This window comes from Bacteroides sp. AM16-24 (assembly GCF_003471885.1).
In the GTDB taxonomy this organism is placed as follows: Bacteria; Bacteroidota; Bacteroidia; order Bacteroidales; family Bacteroidaceae; genus Bacteroides.
This window is the reverse complement of sequence record NZ_QRKI01000021.1, coordinates 46374-61730: the sequence shown is the minus strand read 5'-3', so window position 1 is coordinate 61730 and position 15357 is coordinate 46374. Positions and strand designations below refer to the sequence as shown.

At 44.0% G+C, this 15357-nt stretch carries 14 protein-coding genes; 7 read left to right on the top strand and 7 right to left on the bottom strand.

Going from position 1 to position 15357, the window contains the following annotated elements:
* Window positions 1-4: 4 nt before the first annotated feature.
* The 5 genes from DW182_RS19275 to DW182_RS19255 form a co-directional block, all read right to left on the bottom strand.
* Entirely contained in the window at window positions 5-2992 is a 2988-nt protein-coding gene (locus DW182_RS19275; protein ID WP_118296524.1) for a tetratricopeptide repeat protein, read from the bottom strand.
* Between the two features lie 60 nt (window positions 2993-3052).
* A complete protein-coding gene (locus tag DW182_RS19270) occupies window positions 3053-3880 on the bottom strand; it encodes a metal ABC transporter permease (RefSeq protein ID WP_044532898.1) in 828 nt (275 codons plus the stop codon).
* 1 nt (window position 3881) lies between these two features.
* Complete coding sequence (locus tag DW182_RS19265; RefSeq protein ID WP_007667220.1) at window positions 3882-4298, bottom strand: hypothetical protein; 417 nt, start codon at window positions 4296-4298, stop codon at window positions 3882-3884.
* Window positions 4299-4383: 85 nt separating this feature from the next.
* On the bottom strand, window positions 4384-5634 hold the full coding sequence (locus tag DW182_RS19260; RefSeq protein ID WP_118296516.1) for a 3-phosphoshikimate 1-carboxyvinyltransferase: 1251 nt from the start codon (window positions 5632-5634) through the stop codon (window positions 4384-4386).
* Between the two features lie 260 nt (window positions 5635-5894).
* Window positions 5895-6809 (bottom strand): AraC family transcriptional regulator, encoded by a 915-nt coding sequence (locus DW182_RS19255; protein WP_117707506.1) that lies wholly within the window; start codon window positions 6807-6809, stop codon window positions 5895-5897.
* A 146-nt stretch (window positions 6810-6955) separates the two neighbouring features.
* Here DW182_RS19255 and DW182_RS19250 point away from each other — a divergent pair, with 146 nt between their 5' ends.
* From DW182_RS19250 to DW182_RS19235, 4 genes are read left to right on the top strand one after another with little or no spacing between them, the layout of a single operon-like run.
* Window positions 6956-8266: a TolC family protein gene (locus DW182_RS19250; protein WP_117707505.1), complete on the top strand. Its 1311-nt coding sequence runs from the start codon at window positions 6956-6958 to the stop codon at window positions 8264-8266.
* 47 nt (window positions 8267-8313) lie between these two features.
* A complete protein-coding gene (locus DW182_RS19245) occupies window positions 8314-9348 on the top strand; it encodes an HlyD family secretion protein (protein WP_044533180.1) in 1035 nt (344 codons plus the stop codon).
* 4 nt (window positions 9349-9352) lie between these two features.
* Window positions 9353-10948: a hypothetical protein gene (locus DW182_RS19240; RefSeq protein ID WP_118296515.1), complete on the top strand. Its 1596-nt coding sequence runs from the start codon at window positions 9353-9355 to the stop codon at window positions 10946-10948.
* Window positions 10949-11004: 56 nt separating this feature from the next.
* Window positions 11005-11346 carry a hypothetical protein gene (locus DW182_RS19235; RefSeq protein WP_370449833.1) on the top strand — a complete coding sequence of 114 codons (342 nt, stop codon included), beginning with the start codon at window positions 11005-11007 and terminating at the stop codon, window positions 11344-11346.
* On the opposite strand, the gene DW182_RS19230 is transcribed toward DW182_RS19235, so the two are convergent.
* Window positions 11313-11705, bottom strand: coding sequence for a hypothetical protein (locus DW182_RS19230; protein WP_118216982.1), 393 nt, complete (start codon window positions 11703-11705; stop codon window positions 11313-11315). The two genes, DW182_RS19235 and DW182_RS19230, sit on opposite strands and share 34 nt — an antisense overlap.
* Window positions 11706-11938: 233 nt before the next feature.
* Here DW182_RS19230 and DW182_RS19225 point away from each other — a divergent pair, with 233 nt between their 5' ends.
* The 3 genes from DW182_RS19225 (at window position 11939) to DW182_RS19215 (ending at window position 13982) form a co-directional block, all read left to right on the top strand.
* A complete protein-coding gene (locus DW182_RS19225; protein ID WP_021967320.1) occupies window positions 11939-12376 on the top strand; it encodes a cupin domain-containing protein in 438 nt (145 codons plus the stop codon).
* A gap of 240 nt (window positions 12377-12616) precedes the next feature.
* Window positions 12617-13564 carry a glycoside hydrolase family 43 protein gene (locus DW182_RS19220; protein ID WP_370449834.1) on the top strand — a complete coding sequence of 316 codons (948 nt, stop codon included), beginning with the start codon at window positions 12617-12619 and terminating at the stop codon, window positions 13562-13564.
* A gap of 28 nt (window positions 13565-13592) precedes the next feature.
* Window positions 13593-13982, top strand: a complete 390-nt coding sequence (locus DW182_RS19215) for a DUF2721 domain-containing protein (protein ID WP_007667184.1) — start codon at window positions 13593-13595, stop codon at window positions 13980-13982.
* Window positions 13983-13994: 12 nt separating this feature from the next.
* On the opposite strand, the gene DW182_RS19210 is transcribed toward DW182_RS19215, so the two are convergent.
* Window positions 13995-15236, bottom strand: coding sequence for a nitroreductase family protein (locus tag DW182_RS19210; protein ID WP_007667181.1), 1242 nt, complete (start codon window positions 15234-15236; stop codon window positions 13995-13997).
* Window positions 15237-15357 lie beyond the last annotated feature (121 nt).

The window sequence follows — 15357 nt, the reverse complement described above, 5'->3', positions numbered from 1 at the left end:
CTTTTCAGTCCTCAAAGATAACACCATTTTCCGGGTCATCCTCTTCCGTAGGCAGATTTTCTTCTTTCTGTCGTTCTTCTTCCTCTGTTGGCAGGTTCAGTAGTGGCTCATCCAGCGTGTAACCTTTTAACTCAGGTTCCGGTATGGAAGAGAAGTGTGCACGGTAGAAGGTATCGTAATCGTCGAAACTATACTGTTTAATCAGTTGTTCGTAGTTGGCTTCCGATATGAGTATGGCACGCATACCACTGAGTCGTGTAGCCATTTCGGGATTGGCATAAAGACGGCGGAAGTATTGCTGCGCCTCATCGTAGTTACTGAATGGTCGGATTTGCAGCATGCCGATGCCCCGTTCGTGAGCAAACGCAAGGTCGAAGTTTTTTACCAGGAAGGTGGAGAAGTTATAGCGTGCCACTTCAAACAGTAGCATGTTCTCATTTACCTTTCCTTCTTCGTAAGCCAGAATAAAAAGGAACGGTGTGTTGCGCTCTGTACTGAATGCGCTGTCCGGAGGAAGAATAGCGCTACCACTCAGACTGTCGCTTATTAACTTGCCAGCCTCGGCAAGCTCAGCATTCCGCCGTTGCCAGATGGAGCCAAATGTATGACTGTCGCGAGCCAGCAGACGTCCTTCCTGTACCCCTTTCAGAATATGGGCAGCCAGATCAGTGATTTCATTTTGTGGATATTGCTGTACAAGTTCCTTCAGGATAGCAAGGAATTGATCAGTTTCCCCTCCCTGTAGTCGGGTGACGGCGTTGAGGAACATGAATTTGGGACGATGCTGCCCCAGAGGGTATATCTCGGCAGAAAGATGTTCGGCTGCGCGAACGGTGGTTGTATCGCCTAGTTGGAAATGTTTGTAAGCACGGGCATAGAGAGAGTCCTCACGTTGTTTGCCATATACGGCATTTTCTGCAAAATCCGGGTCGGCCAGTGTCTTGGCATAGCGGCTTTTGGGGAACCGGGCGATAAGTTCGGCCTTATATTTCTCTGCACGTTGCAGGGCAGGAAGTTCTCCATAATAATTTAGAGCCAGTTCGGTCAGGAATAACTGATAATATGCTTCATCCGCTTGTGTAAAGTCAGGGAACTGGCGTACCAGTCGTTCAAACGCAGCTTCTGCCCGTTTGAAATCCTGCATACGATCCTTGAAAATCATTCCGGCACCATATAAGGCTTCTGATAACAGTGTGTTTGAGGCTTGCATAGCTTCTTCTGTCAACGGAATTTGTGCCAGGTAGTATTCCGGGCGGTGAGTATCACCGGCAATGCTGTCGGCAGTGTTCTTTTCGTTTTCTTCTTTCCGGGGAATGGAAGAATCCATAGTTTCATTTTCCCGATTGCCATGGATTGTGTCTCCTTTAGCAACACCTTCCTCCGGTTCACTGTAATCTATCGCTTCAAAATCATCCAGTGCAACTACTGTTTTATTTTTCCTTCGCCAGTTATCTTCCAGCTTTCTGCGTCCCCACAAGCGTTGGAATTCAGCTTTTCCTTGCTCTACCAATTGAGGGTTATAGAAATACCAGTCTTGCTTTCCTCCTATTGTAGGTTGGAGGGTCTGTGGGGTAGTGACTGCATTTTCCTGTCCCGGTCTGCTGATAATTGAAGTGGCGGGTAATTGACTTTCCGCTTCTTCCCTCATCTTCTGTCGGTTTGCTTCCCGTTCTGCTTCTTCTGCAGCTTTGCGTTCTGCTTCTTCCCGGGCTATCACTTGTGCTATGATTTTCTCTATGGCTGCCATTCGCTCTGCTTCCGGCAGTCTGGCAAGATGTTGCAAGCTATCCTGTAGCTGTATGGCATTGGTATGTGGTACCAGTTCGTCCAGAATCTCTGAACGATTGGTGATAGTGGCATATTCCCGATGGGCTTTGTCTATCAATCCTATCGCTTCGGCATAGGCTTTTTGTACTTCGGCATAACGCGCTTGCTGCCAGTACAAATTGCCCAGTGTAAGTTGAAGAACTCCTTTCTCCACACCGTTCCGAGTACTCTTCTCTATTCCTTTGTGATAGGCGGCAAGAGCTTGTACCGTATCTTTTTCGGCAAGGTATACATTGCCCAATGCATAATAAATCTGATCGAGGTATTCTTTGTTTTTCTCATCCTTGCTGAGGCGTAATAACTTTCCGGTAATCTTACGACTATTGGCGGTGGGCATCACTTCCGTCTGACGGATGCGGGCACTTAACGCCAGTTCGTATGGTGGATTGAGGCGGATTACCTTGCTGTACGCCTGATAGGCCTGTTCCGGTTGTTGCAGCGTTTGATAAGTCTGCCCCAGAAGATAGTAACATCGTGCTTTCTGTTGCTTGTTCTTTTCTTTCCTGGCTGTCTTTTCGAGATGGGGGATTGCTTCTCTGTATCGTTGGCTACCTAATAGGAAATTGCCTGTGGCCGAAGCATATGGAACAGCCAGCGCCGGTGGCAAACTGTCATTATTCACCCTGCTTAAAGCATCTTCCGCATCATATTGCCACCCCAGCGCAGAGTAGCAACGGGACAACCAGATTAAAGCTTCGGAAGTGATATTCGTCTGTCCGTCATAGAGTCGTGCAATATAAGAGAAGGTTGCGGCCGCTTCCGGGAAGTCTCCCTTCTGATATTGAGCTTTGCCCAATAGCATCCAGGCACGATTAATGAAAGGATTGAACTCCCGGCGTGCCAGCCACTTCTTGTATTCATCCGTATAAGCCCGTCCCGGTTTACGGATAGGGCGCCGTTTGATGGAATGCTGGCGAATGGCTTTTTGTGCTTTTTCAATGGCACGCTCATAGTCAGAAGTGCCGATGCCTGTAGTTTCTTTATTGCCTATGGGATAGAGGGGGAGCATCTCCATGTAGTTATCTTTGTTCCCTTGTTGCTGTGCCTGCAATCCGGCTTTATAAGCTTCGTTTCCGTTGAAGTATACGTTATAACGGGTGGTCAGGGCATGGTAGAAGCGTGTACCGGCTGTGTTCTTTCGGGTGGAACATCCGGTAACAAGCATCAAAGTAACTAAGATGCCAACGAGGAGGATTGCTTTGTGTTTCAACTATACCAGTAGGTTTTACGGGTTTTGCATTTTCTGCCGTAAAGATAAATAAAAACTCTTTCCCAGCTTACATACTACATATATAATGATGGAAAAGAAGATGATAGCCGCCCCGGAAGGAACGTTCAGATAATAAGATATCATTAATCCGCCCAGGCAACTGAGATAACCGATGCCAATAGACAACCAGATAATACGGTGGAAACGATGCGTAAACAGATTCGCCGTCATTTGCGGGATGGTGAGCAGGGAAATAACCAGCACGATGCCTACCATGCGCAGGCATGCAACAATGGTCAATGCAATGAACATCATCAGTACATATTCGAATATCTGTACGGGAATACCTTGTGAACGGGCAAACTCCCGGTCGAAGGCAACATAGATGATCGGGCGCAAATATAGGACAAAGAAGATGGCTAATATTACTGCAAGTCCTGCCAGCAGGGCGATGTCTCCTAATGTAATCGTCAGTATATTGCCAAATAAATAAGCCGAAAGATCGGGTGCAAACCCGGGTGAAAGGAAAGTAAACATGATACCCAGTGCCATACCCAGCGTCCAGAATACAGCGATAGCCGAATCTTCGCGCATGTCATTACGTTTGCTAAGCCATTCCACTCCAAAAGCCGACAGCACAGCAAACACACCGGCAGCCAGTATGGGAGAGACGCCTGTATATAATCCCAGACCGATGCCTCCGAAAGAAGCATGCGTCAGTCCGCCACTGATGAATACCAGCCGTCTCGTCACGATATACGTACCGATAAGCCCGCAGACGATGCTTGCCAGCAGACTGCCAATGAGGGCATGTTGAAAGAAGGTGTATTGCAGTAGCTCCACTTTAAGATCTCCTTTCTCCTATAATCAGAAATATTTCATCCTTGATATTGTCCGGCAGTGCTATTCCCCGTAATTGCAGGCTGCGCACCCACCCGGCAACGTCGGTATCCTGCATTGTATAGAATACGTCCCTGAACTCATCTTCCTGTTCGAGAGTGTAGTCTTCGGGAGCAATGCCAATGTACTTGTCTAATTCTTCATCATCATAGTACTCTATCTTTTTGCTGACGGCAGCCAACAGACTGTCCCGTTCGCATACTTCATGCTGTCCACAACATTCCGCATCAACCTCTTTCACTTCGGGCATGGCATCCAGTTCTCCGCGTTCTATCTTTTTTTGCAGACGCTGGTTACGGATGTATCCTGCCATAAGGGCGATACAGACCAGTACAATAAGGCTTATAATTAGTATTAACATAGTTTTTTAATTAAGAATGAAGAATTACTTAGTGGTATGCTTGCGTAGCGCAGCCAAATTCTTCATTCCTCATTTAAATTGTTCTTCATTTAATTATCTCAATTCCGAACCCTGCTTGTTTCAAATCTTTCCAATATCCCGGATAAGACTTGGAAACCACTTGTGGCTCAGCAATCTGTACCGATGGTACCAATAGGGCGGCAGGGGCAAAAGCCATCGCCATCCGGTGGTCTTCGTAAGTTGCAATCACGGGACTGGCTTCCGGTTCGCAACGCTCGCCGTTCCATATTAATATACTGTCCTGTTCCGACTTCACCACATATCCCAACTTATGTAATTCTGTGATAAGTGCCTGGATACGGTCAGTCTCCTTTATCTTCAAACTTTGTAATCCGCTGAAGCGGAAAGGTATGTTCATTAAACAACAAGTCACAACGAAAGTTTGTGCCAGATCGGGTATGTCCACTAAATCTTCCTCTAAACAGGCAACGGGAGTTCCTGTCTTGGTTAATACCACTCCCCGGTCAGTATATGTAGTCCGTACGCCAAGTTTGGCGAATATCTCTGTTCCCCGGCTGTCACCCTGATAACTGCGTGGGAAAAGTCCCAGCAGTTCTACTTCTGTTTTTGCAGGTTCTTCTTTGCTGTCCTGGCTCAAGGCAACCATTTGATACCAGTAGGAAGCACCGCTCCAGTCACTTTCTACCGTGAAAGGTATGTCTTCGTACTGGCCCGGATGGACGCTAATGCTGCTTTCGGAACTCCATGCAGCGTCTGCACCGAATTCTTTCATCAATTGCAGAGTCAGATTGATATAAGGACGTGAAATGATTTCTCCTGTCAGGTTCAGCCTTAATCCGTTTTTCAGGATAGGGCCGATCATCAGTAAAGCGGATATGTATTGTGAACTTACATTTCCGGCAAGGCTGATTTCTTCGCCTGTCAATATTGTACCTGTGATACGTAAGGGAGGGAAACCTTCGTTTCCGGCATATTCTATTTGTGCTCCCAACTCGCGCAAGGCGTCCACCAGGATACGTATGGGGCGTTGTTGCATCCGTTCGGTACCTGTGATGATGCGTGTGCCGGGTGTTACACTCAGATAAGCCGTGAGAAAACGCATGGCGGTTCCGGCAGCAAGTATATCGATATGTTCGGGATTTCCGTCCAAGGCTTTTATCATGACGCAGGTATCGTCGCAATCACTCAGATTGGTAGGCGTGATATGCCCTTGTGCTAAAGCGTGTAATATCAAAGCCCGGTTGCTGATACTTTTGGAAGCTGGGAGCTGGACAGTGGTATGCAAGGTGGCAGGTGCCGAAAGTTTATAGCGCATAGTTGTATTCCTTCTTAAACGTAATAGCTGGTTTACAGGTTACAAAAGTACGATAAATATCTGAATAAAGAATATGACTTCAGGGTAACCGCACTAAATTTTCAGGATAACTGCACTGAAATTCTCTTCTTTCTGAACGGTTATGAACAAAATGTGATAAGGTGGTAGAGTGATCAAGTGATAGCAGGATAACAACCTGTGATATATAGTGCAGCTACTTGTAGCTCGTAACTTCATTCCTTTCTTCTCGCTTTGCCAATTCATCCCTCTTCAACAGACAGTACATCTTTCCTGAAATCAACTGGCGATATACCTGCTTTCCGTTTAAAGAACTTCCCAAAAGAAGACTGGTCGGAGAAGTTGAGGGTGGTAGCGATTTCCTGTACGGAAAGTTTGGAGTGAGTCAACAAGTTACGGGCTTCGCTGAATAACATTTCAAAAATAAAGTCACTTACACTTTGCCCTGTTACGAGTTTCACAATCTGTGTCAGGTGATGGGCGGATAAGTTCAGTTGGGCGGCGTAAAAATTCACTTTATGTTCTTTGCGATAATGAGTTGCCAGTAACTCGATGAATGATTTGATGATACTTTCATAACGGGTCAAGCAACCATCCGTATGTGGCAGATTAGTTCGTTCAAGGATATCGCTTAAATCGAGATAAAAGGCGAACAGGCGGTTCAGGATAACTTCTTTGTGATAGAAATGCTCTGTCCGGTCTATGTTTTTATTGATGCTGATCAGCCTTTCGGCTAATAAGCCGGCATGTGAGTGCTCCAGAGGAACTACCGGTTCGTTGTATAATCGTACGCCATATTTAGTCCGTCGGTAAATCATATCGGTGGAATCCATCTCATCTGTAAAAGCTTTGCTGATAAAGAGGCACTGGCACTGGAAATCATCACTGCATTCTCCAAAATGGAACAAATGGGCAGAAGACAGCAGTAGGAGGGTATCCGCTTGAATATCATACGTCTTGTAGTTGATTACCGTACGTCCTTTTCCGGATAAAACCAATAAGATAATAAAGGCATCCAAGTGAATGTCTGATGAAAATTGTTCTTCTGCTTCCCGTTGGTCAATGGTGATACAACTGATTTTCTTTCGTGTATCATTCCTGCTACCACTGATGATAGGGAGTTCACAGATGTTTTTTATACGTATGGAAGAGGTCATTGGAGGTGATTTTATTGCAGCACAAAGGTAGCGGAAACCTTTGAAATCTCCAAATTAAACCAACTTTGCCAAATTTCGGATTTCTCTTAGCAAAGAATTAATCCGACCTTTGCAGCCGTTTTTGAGGTAACAATTTAATAGGCATTATGAAAAGATTAAAAGAATTATTTGTCTTTGTTTGGGCGCTGAACATCTCTGTTGTATCTGCACAAACCTTTCAGAAGATGACAATTGAAGAGATGTTTGAGATGGCGGATGCCAATAGCCGCAGTATCCGTACATTCCGTTTAGCAGAAGAGGAAGCCGGGCAGGCGGTGAAGGTGGCTAAAAATGCGCAACTTCCTTCGATTGATATATCCGTTTCGGCAAGCTATCTGGGCGATGTCTGGTTGGCAGACCGTGATTTTACAAACGGTGAGAATGCTGCTATGCCGCACTTCGGCAATAACTTTGCAATAGAGGCTTCGCAGGTCATCTATGCAGGTGGAGCCATCACAAGCCGGATTGCCATTGCTAAATTGCAGCAGCAACTGGCAGAATTGGATAAAGAGAAGAACAGGCAGGATATCCGCTTCCTACTGGTAGGAAATTATCTGGAGATGTACAAACTACAGAACCAGGCAGAAGTATATCGGAAGAATATAGAGCAAACCCGGAAACTGGTGGAAGATATCAATGCCAAGCAGTCGCAGGGATTGGCTTTGAAAAATGATATCACTCGTTATGAATTACAATTGAAATCCCTGGAACTGGCATTGACGCAGATTGAGAATAGTATCCTCATTTTAAATAATCAGTTGACCACCGTACTCGGCTTACCCGAAGAAACGGTGATTGGTGTGGATACTACTTTGCTGGGGAGACTTCCCAAACCTTCGGAAGAGGCACATTGGCAGGAGACGGCAGTATTGAGCTCTCCTGTGCTGCAACAGATGAAACTGAATATCAAGCAGTCAGAATATAATGAACGGATTGCGAAGGCGGAACGCTTACCATCCGTAGCTCTCTTTGCCGGTGATAAACTGGACGGGCCTATTACGATTGAAGTACCGCCTATTAACAAGAATCTGAATTACTGGTATGTCGGCATAGGGTTGAAGTTCGATATAGCTTCCACCTTTAAGTCCGGGAAGAAAATCCGTCTGGCACGCCTGTCCACCCGGCGTGCACAGGAGAATGATTTGTTGTTACAGGAGAATGTACGGACAGAAGTGAAGGCGGCATACATCCGTTTTTATGAGGCTTTTACCATTTGTGATACGCAAAAGAAGAGTCTGGAACTGGCGGCACAAAATTACAGTGTGGTGAATAACCGCTACTTGAATGATCTGGCATTGATTACTGATATGCTGGATGCCAGTAATTCTAAGTTGAATGCGGAGTTGCAATTGGTGAATGCACAGATTAATATACTTTTCAACCTCTATAAGCTGAAGAAGACAGCGGGATGTCTGTAAATTGTCGGCAATTATATATGAATGAAAACTAATGAATTAAATAAGATATGGAACGCAAAAAGAAAAAACTGATTTATAACGTAGTGGTTAGTCTCTTACTTATTGCCGGGCTGGTGTGGGTATGCTCTCATTTCGTCCACCTCGGCAGTGTAGCTTATACTGACAATGCACAGGTAAAACAGCTGATTGTCCCCGTCAACAGCCGCGTGCAAGGCTTTATCAAGAAGATCTATTTCGATGAATACCAGGAAGTGCGTAAAGGTGACACCTTAGCATTGATTGAAGATTCCGAGTTCCGTTTCCGTCTGGCACAGGCTGAGGCTGATTTTCAGAATGCTATTTCGGGAAAGAATGCAGTGGCCACCACGGTACATACCACTCAGAATAATATTGCCGTATCCGATGCAGGTTTACAGGAAGCTAAAGTTCGCCTGGACAATGCCGAGCGTGAATACCACCGATATAAAAACCTTCTGGCACAGGATGCTGTCACCAAACAACAGTACGATGCTGTGCAGACAGATTACGAAGCATCCAAGGCACGTTATGAACTTCTGCTTCGTCAGCGCCAATCTACAACTTTAGTAAAGCAGGAACAGACCCATCGTCTGGAACAAACAGATGCAGGTATCAAACTGGCACAGGCTGCTTTGGAATTGGCGCGTCTGAATCTTTCTTATACCGTTATCCTTGCTCCCTGCGACGGAACTACCGGACGGAAAGATATTCAGGAAGGGCAGTTGATACAACCCGGGCAGACTTTAGTTGACATTGTTGACGAAAATGAAAGATGGGTAGTAGCCAATTACAAAGAAACTCAGACTACCTATATCCGGGAAGGTCAGCCGGTAGAAATAGAAGTGGATGCCGTGCCCGGAATTATTTTTAAGGGTATTGTGAAATCTATTTCCCGTGCTACGGGTGCCAGTTTTTCTCTTCTACCGCAGGACAATTCCGCAGGGAACTTCGTAAAGGTGGAACAACGTGTTCCTATCCGCATTGAGTTCTCTACCGGGAACCGTCCGGAAGATATGGAGCGCCTGCGTGCCGGTATGAATGTGGAGTGTGTAGTAAACTATTGATATTATGCACGAAACAGGACCTTTTTCCATTCCGGCTATCCGTGATTTTGTACCTTCTAAACTGCGCCCCTGGATTATCATTGCCTTTGTCATAGTCTTCCAGTTCTCCGGTGGTCTCTATTTGGCGGCAGTCAATGAGATGGTTGGCTCTACGGCATTAATGCAGGAGGACATTATGATGGCAGGTTATGCTTCTATGGTGGGCATGGGGTTGACATTTGCCATCATGTTCCGCCTGAAGTTCCGTTTTACTTCGAAGGCTTCGTTGATGACGTGCAGCATTGCCCTGATTATTTCTAATCTGATATATATGCATACACATAGTATTCCCGTGCTGGTAATCACCTGTTTCTTTGCAGGTATCTTCCGCATGTGGGCCACGTTCGAATGTAATTCTACCATTCAATTATGGCTTACTCCCAAACGGGATTTATCGGTATTCTTCTGTTTTATCTACTTGCTGGTGCAGAGTTGTATTCAGCTATCGGGATTGGTAACAATCTATACGGCCTTCTGGGCGAAGTGGGAGTATATGCACTGGTTGATTATTGGTTTATTGCTATTGGTGATGCTGGTTACATTGTGGTTATTCCGTAGTTATCGCTCCTTGCCGAAATTACCGTTGTTCGGTATCGATTGGTTGGGGGCTTTGATGTGGGGGCTTGTGCTGTTGTGTATCCTTTTTGTCTGTGTGTATGGGGAACATTATGACTGGTATCAATCTTTCCAGATACGGGTGGCAACTATCATCGGTACGCTGATTCTTGTATTGAACCTGTGGCGTGCATCTTTCATCCGCCATCCGTTTATTGCTTTGAAGACGTGGACGTATCGCTCTGTTTGGCTTCCCTTTATACTATATATAGTAATAGATATTCTGCTGGCACCATCACATCCGTTTGAACATGTTTATATGGAAGGGATATTGGGGTATGATGCCTTGAATGTAATTTCACTCAACTGGGTGGTACTGCTGGGGATTGTTGTGGGAGCAGGCTTTACCTTCTTCACTTTCTCCCGTCGCAAATGGCGTTATAAGACAATGACGGTGATTGCATTTTCTTCCATTACCGGATATCTGATGTATTTCTATTTCGGCATTGAGTATGCTTTGCCGAAGGAAACATTGTTTATACCGCTGTTTCTACGTAGCTTCGGGTATGTGATGATAGCTATTTGCTTCCTTACAGTGCTGTCTCGTGTTCCCTTCCAGCATTTCTTCCAGGCGGTGTCTGTGCAGTCGTTTGTCAGTGCCGGATTTGGTGGAGCTCTGGGCACGGCCATTTTAGGACATGCTCTGAATGGGGCTATGAAGAAGAATGCAATGCTGCTGGGTGCTGGGTTAGATCATGTGAACCCTTTTGTCAGCCGGATATCTGCAGGAGAACTATATGGTGTTGTACAACAACAGGCCCTGATGGTTTCAATGAAAGAGCTGTACGGCTGGCTTATTCTGTTAGCTTTGTTTTGTCTGTTGGTGTTCTTGGTTTACGAGAGTGACATTCGGCCGTATAAAGTACTGCATCCTACTTATCGCTCTATTCGCCGTTTTGTGAAGCATGAGTTGCGTATGGACAAGAAATTGGAAGCCACAGGCTAAGTTGAGATTTTTTTGTTCTTATATTGGATAGCTTTGAATAAAATAGGTAGGTCTCTTTGCTCAAATGTGCCGCATTGGCTTTAGGTTACAGTTTCTGGATTTATGAACTCCTGTTGCTGACAGTTCTCTTTATGATGGGAATGACGTTCACTACATCTACTGCGTTGGCTATGGAGTGTGAGCGCGACAATGCCGGGACAGCCTCGGCATTGTTTGGGGCTGTCTGCTTTTCGTTTGGTGGCATTGTCTCTCCTTTAGTAGGTATTGGAAACATTCTGGTTTCCAAGGGGGTAATATTTGTCATCTGCTCTCTTTGTTCCCTTTCCAGTATTTTACTGGCTTTGGGCAGAAGGCGGGCAAGACTTTATTTTGCATTCAGTACATCCCAGAAACGCTGAGGCAGGTGGATATTGGGCACGTTTGCAGCTTCTTTAAATAGAGGAGCAATTTCTTTCGGGGCAAAACCGGCAATGCCGCATCCTATTTCTGTAACAAGGAAAGTGTATTGTGAGTGTTCTTTAGCAAAGCGGATAAATTCATCTACATAAGGTTTGATGGCTCCCGGCCCTCCGTGCATAGTCGGAATACCATAGGTTTGTCCTTGCAATCCGGTTCCTTGTCCCCAGATGGCTCCCCATTTTTTCCATGCCAGATAAGCGGCTCCGCCACCATGTGCGCCTTCCAGGTTACTACCGAAAACAAATATCTCGTCCGGGCGTAGTTCTGTGATACGATTAGAGGTAATTCTTGTTTTCATACTCATGTGATTAGGTTATAATTAATTATTTTCTCTTTTTCTTCATTTTTAAACTCTTGCTTTTCAGCAAAAGTAACCTTTAGGTAACTATCTTACTTATTTGTAACTTCTTGTTTATAAGTAAAATAGTGAATAGCTTTGCACTGTCGGAAAGTCACTGACTACATTTGCGAAGTTAGTGAAAAAACTGATGAATGCAACTATCTTATAAACAATTTAAAAACAAAAAGACAATGAAAGAACTTGCAGTAAAGAATTACAGGACCGCAGAAGGTCAGAAAATTAGCCAGGATGGTAATGAATTTACAGTGAAACCGATTGTTGCGCAGGCGGATGTGAACCAGTGCCGTGTGAACTTTGTAGAAGTGGAACCGGGTAGTTTTGCCTATGGATACCATTATCATGAAACGGATGAAGAGGTATTCTATATTATCAGCGGTACAGGTATCGTTCGTACCATCAATGGGGATGTTACAGTGAAAGCCGGTGATGCAATTACTTTTCCTGCGGGGCCGGAAGGTGCGCATGTTATTCGCAACGGATCGGATACGGAAAAGCTGGTTTATATTGATTTCGACACGAATAATCTCCCGGAGATTGTACACTTTCCTGATACGAACCAGGTGATGGCTTATGGAAAATTCTCTAATGGAATTTATGATAAGAAGTAGATTAGGACGTAATTCCTGATTTCTCATTTTGGAGAGTCCTTTTATGCCTAAAGTAAAACTTCAATTTGTGGTTACAAGTGAAGTTCAGCTTTAGGCATTGTGCTTTTTATAAAGGGAAATTATATTCTTCCGTTTTTTTTCTTTTATTTTGTGGAAAATATGTGAGACAATAGAATGTATATTTTATCCTTTTAAAACATCAGATATATGAAGACTTATTATTTATTACTCATTTTTGTGATGTTAACACTTCAGTCCTGTGGTGTAAAGCAACCAGTCCAAATGTCAGGTAATCCTCTTTTTGAAGGATGGTATGCCGATCCCGAAGGTATTATCCTGAACGATGAATATTGGATATTTCCCACTTATTCTGATAAATATGAGAAACAAATATTCATGGATGCTTTTTCTTCAACAGACTTGGTAAATTGGACTAAGCATGAACGTATCATTGACAATAAGGCTGTGAAATGGGTATGGCGTGCTATGTGGGCTCCCGCTATTGTTAAGAAGGATAATAAGTATTTCCTGTTCTTTGGAGGTAATGATATTCAGAATGATAATGAGTACGGTGGTATCGGTGTCGGTGTGGCAGACAGACCGGAGGGACCATATCAGGATTATTTAGGTCGGCCACTCATAGATAAGATATATAATCGTGCTCAACCGATTGACCAGTTTGTATTTCAGGATAAAGATGGTTCATATTATATGTATTATGGAGGTTGGGGAAGATGTAACGTTGTTAAGCTGAACGATGACTTTACGGGACTTTTACCTTTTGAAGACGGAACTTACTACAGGGAGGTTACACCGGAAAATTATACGGAAGGTCCTTTCATGTTCATTCGCGATGGGAAATACTATTTTATGTGGTCGGAAGGAGGTTGGGGTGGTCCTGACTACTCAGTGGCTTATGCCATTGCAGATAATCCCTTTGGTCCGTTTAAGCGTATTGGCAAAATACTACAGCAAGATCCGGAGATTGCTACCGGAGCTGGACATCACTCTGTGATTCATGAACCAAAATCTGATAAGTATTATATCATTTATCATCGTCGTCCGTTAACTGAGACAGACGGGAACCATCGTGCAACCTGCATCGATGAAATGACTTTTGATAAGCATGGATATATCAATCCGGTTAAGATAACTTTTGAAGGGGTGAAAAGTAATCCTTTGAAATAATGTGATAACTTTCTAATGCATAAGATATATGGAAATAGATCTAACTACTCCGGCTCTACTGTTTTCAGCGATTTCATTGATTATGCTGGCATATACCAATCGGTTCATGTCGTATGCCCAATTGGTACGTGCATTGAAGGAACAGTATCGTGCGAACCATTCATCAGTGACTGCAGCGCAGATTGCCAATCTTCGAAAACGCTTGTATCTGACGCGTGCCATGCAGGTGACAGGAACAGGCAGTCTGTTGCTGTGTGTTGTAAGTATGTTCTTTATTTATATACAGCTCTATCTTGTATCCATCTATATTTTTGGATTGGCAATGGTGTTATTGATTATTTCTCTGGCTATTTCTGTATACGAGATTTATATTTCGGTGAAGGCATTGGAAATACATCTGGATGATATGGATGAATAGGAAAGCCACTTCTTATTTGTCCTTTGTCCAGCGGTTAAAATGAATATTTTCCGGTTTCCATTTATCTTTCGGAAGTGGATTCTCAGCCGGATAACCGATTGGAATTACGTTCAGGGGAATAATGTCTTTGGGCAGTTGGAGTATTTTCTGTACTTCTTTTATCCGTTCTTCCATAGGATAAACTCCTGACCATACGGCCCCTAATCCTAAACCTTGTGCAGCCAGCAGTAGGTTTTCTGTTGCAGCCGAAGCATCTTGTACCCAGTACTCCATACCTGCACCACTGATAGCTTTATTTAAATCTCCACATACTACGATGGCCAGTGGAGCATCCTTTGCCATTTTGGTATAAGGAAGGGTAGAACTCAATTCGTTTAGAATCTCTTTATCCCTAATGACAATGAAAGCCCAAGGTTGTTTATTGGTTGCTGTGGGAGCAGCCATAGCAGCTCTTAACAGCTGCTCTATTTTTTCATCCTCTACTTCTTGTGGCTGATAAGAGCGGATACTGGTTCTTGCATGTATGGCTTCAAGAACGGAAAGTTTATCATCTTGTTTCATAATAGGTTCCTCCATCTTATTAGGTTGATTTGGTCTCGGTTGAATAGATAATGCAGTTACTACTATAACCAAGGCAAGACTGAAAGTGTTCAGTACATATTGTGTCATTTGCCCTTTAGGTTTTCTGGAGAAATATACAATAATCAAGGTGCACAGTGCAATGCCTGCCAGTAAACCCAGGAAAAGTATCCAGTCAAAACTGAAAGCAGTTGCAGGCTTGTCGGCCGGATGTTTCTTTGCATATTCCATTGCCCTGTGGATGGACTGGATAATAGCTACCGAAGACTCTGTAGCTCCGGATATTCCGTCTACTTCTTTATTGATTGCTTCTTCCGGTGATAGATTATTCCATTGTTGCAGCAGGTCACTGCTTCGTACCTTGGCAAAGTAGCTGGGTGTTTCAGAGTTTTCCAATGCCACTACTTTTGTAATGCGGTTATCCTGCATATAGATTTCAAGAGGGACATTTCCTCCATATCCGTTGATATCTTTCGTTATTTGCCGGGTTGATATTATCTGTACTCCTTCATCCGTATGCCGTAATATATCGGAAGTTCCTATAGGGTTTTCTGTTGCATTTTCCTTATCGGAGAGAATGCTTCCGAACTTGTTTCCCTTACAAATAGTTACTGCCAGAATCAGGAAAAAGCAAGTTGTCAGGCTTATGATGTTTTGGACTCTCAATGTTTTCATATTTAGTTGGTATTTATATCGTATGCAAATTTAGGGGAATTTTATTGAAAATAGCAAGTACTTGCTAAAAGTAGTGGGTGGTTTTGCTTTATTTATCATAAAAGTAATAGATAGTTAATGT

Excerpts from the sequence above, each read along its gene's own strand:
- DW182_RS19250 (WP_117707505.1), top strand. The coding sequence starts at position 6,956 with ATGAAAAGATTAAAAGAATTATTTGTCTTTGTTTGGGCGCTGAACATC.
- DW182_RS19230 (WP_118216982.1), bottom strand. The coding sequence starts at position 11,705 with ATGAAAACAAGAATTACCTCTAATCGTATCACAGAACTACGCCCGGAC.
- DW182_RS19225 (WP_021967320.1), top strand. The coding sequence starts at position 11,939 with ATGAAAGAACTTGCAGTAAAGAATTACAGGACCGCAGAAGGTCAGAAA.
- DW182_RS19255 (WP_117707506.1), bottom strand. The coding sequence starts at position 6,809 with ATGACCTCTTCCATACGTATAAAAAACATCTGTGAACTCCCTATCATC.
- DW182_RS19220 (WP_370449834.1), top strand. The coding sequence starts at position 12,617 with ATGTTAACACTTCAGTCCTGTGGTGTAAAGCAACCAGTCCAAATGTCA.
- DW182_RS19240 (WP_118296515.1), top strand. The coding sequence starts at position 9,353 with ATGCACGAAACAGGACCTTTTTCCATTCCGGCTATCCGTGATTTTGTA.
- DW182_RS19275 (WP_118296524.1), bottom strand. The coding sequence starts at position 2,992 with ATGCTTGTTACCGGATGTTCCACCCGAAAGAACACAGCCGGTACACGC.
- DW182_RS19265 (WP_007667220.1), bottom strand. The coding sequence starts at position 4,298 with ATGTTAATACTAATTATAAGCCTTATTGTACTGGTCTGTATCGCCCTT.
- DW182_RS19260 (WP_118296516.1), bottom strand. The coding sequence starts at position 5,634 with ATGCGCTATAAACTTTCGGCACCTGCCACCTTGCATACCACTGTCCAG.
- DW182_RS19215 (WP_007667184.1), top strand. The coding sequence starts at position 13,593 with ATGGAAATAGATCTAACTACTCCGGCTCTACTGTTTTCAGCGATTTCA.
- DW182_RS19245 (WP_044533180.1), top strand. The coding sequence starts at position 8,314 with ATGGAACGCAAAAAGAAAAAACTGATTTATAACGTAGTGGTTAGTCTC.
- DW182_RS19210 (WP_007667181.1), bottom strand. The coding sequence starts at position 15,236 with ATGAAAACATTGAGAGTCCAAAACATCATAAGCCTGACAACTTGCTTT.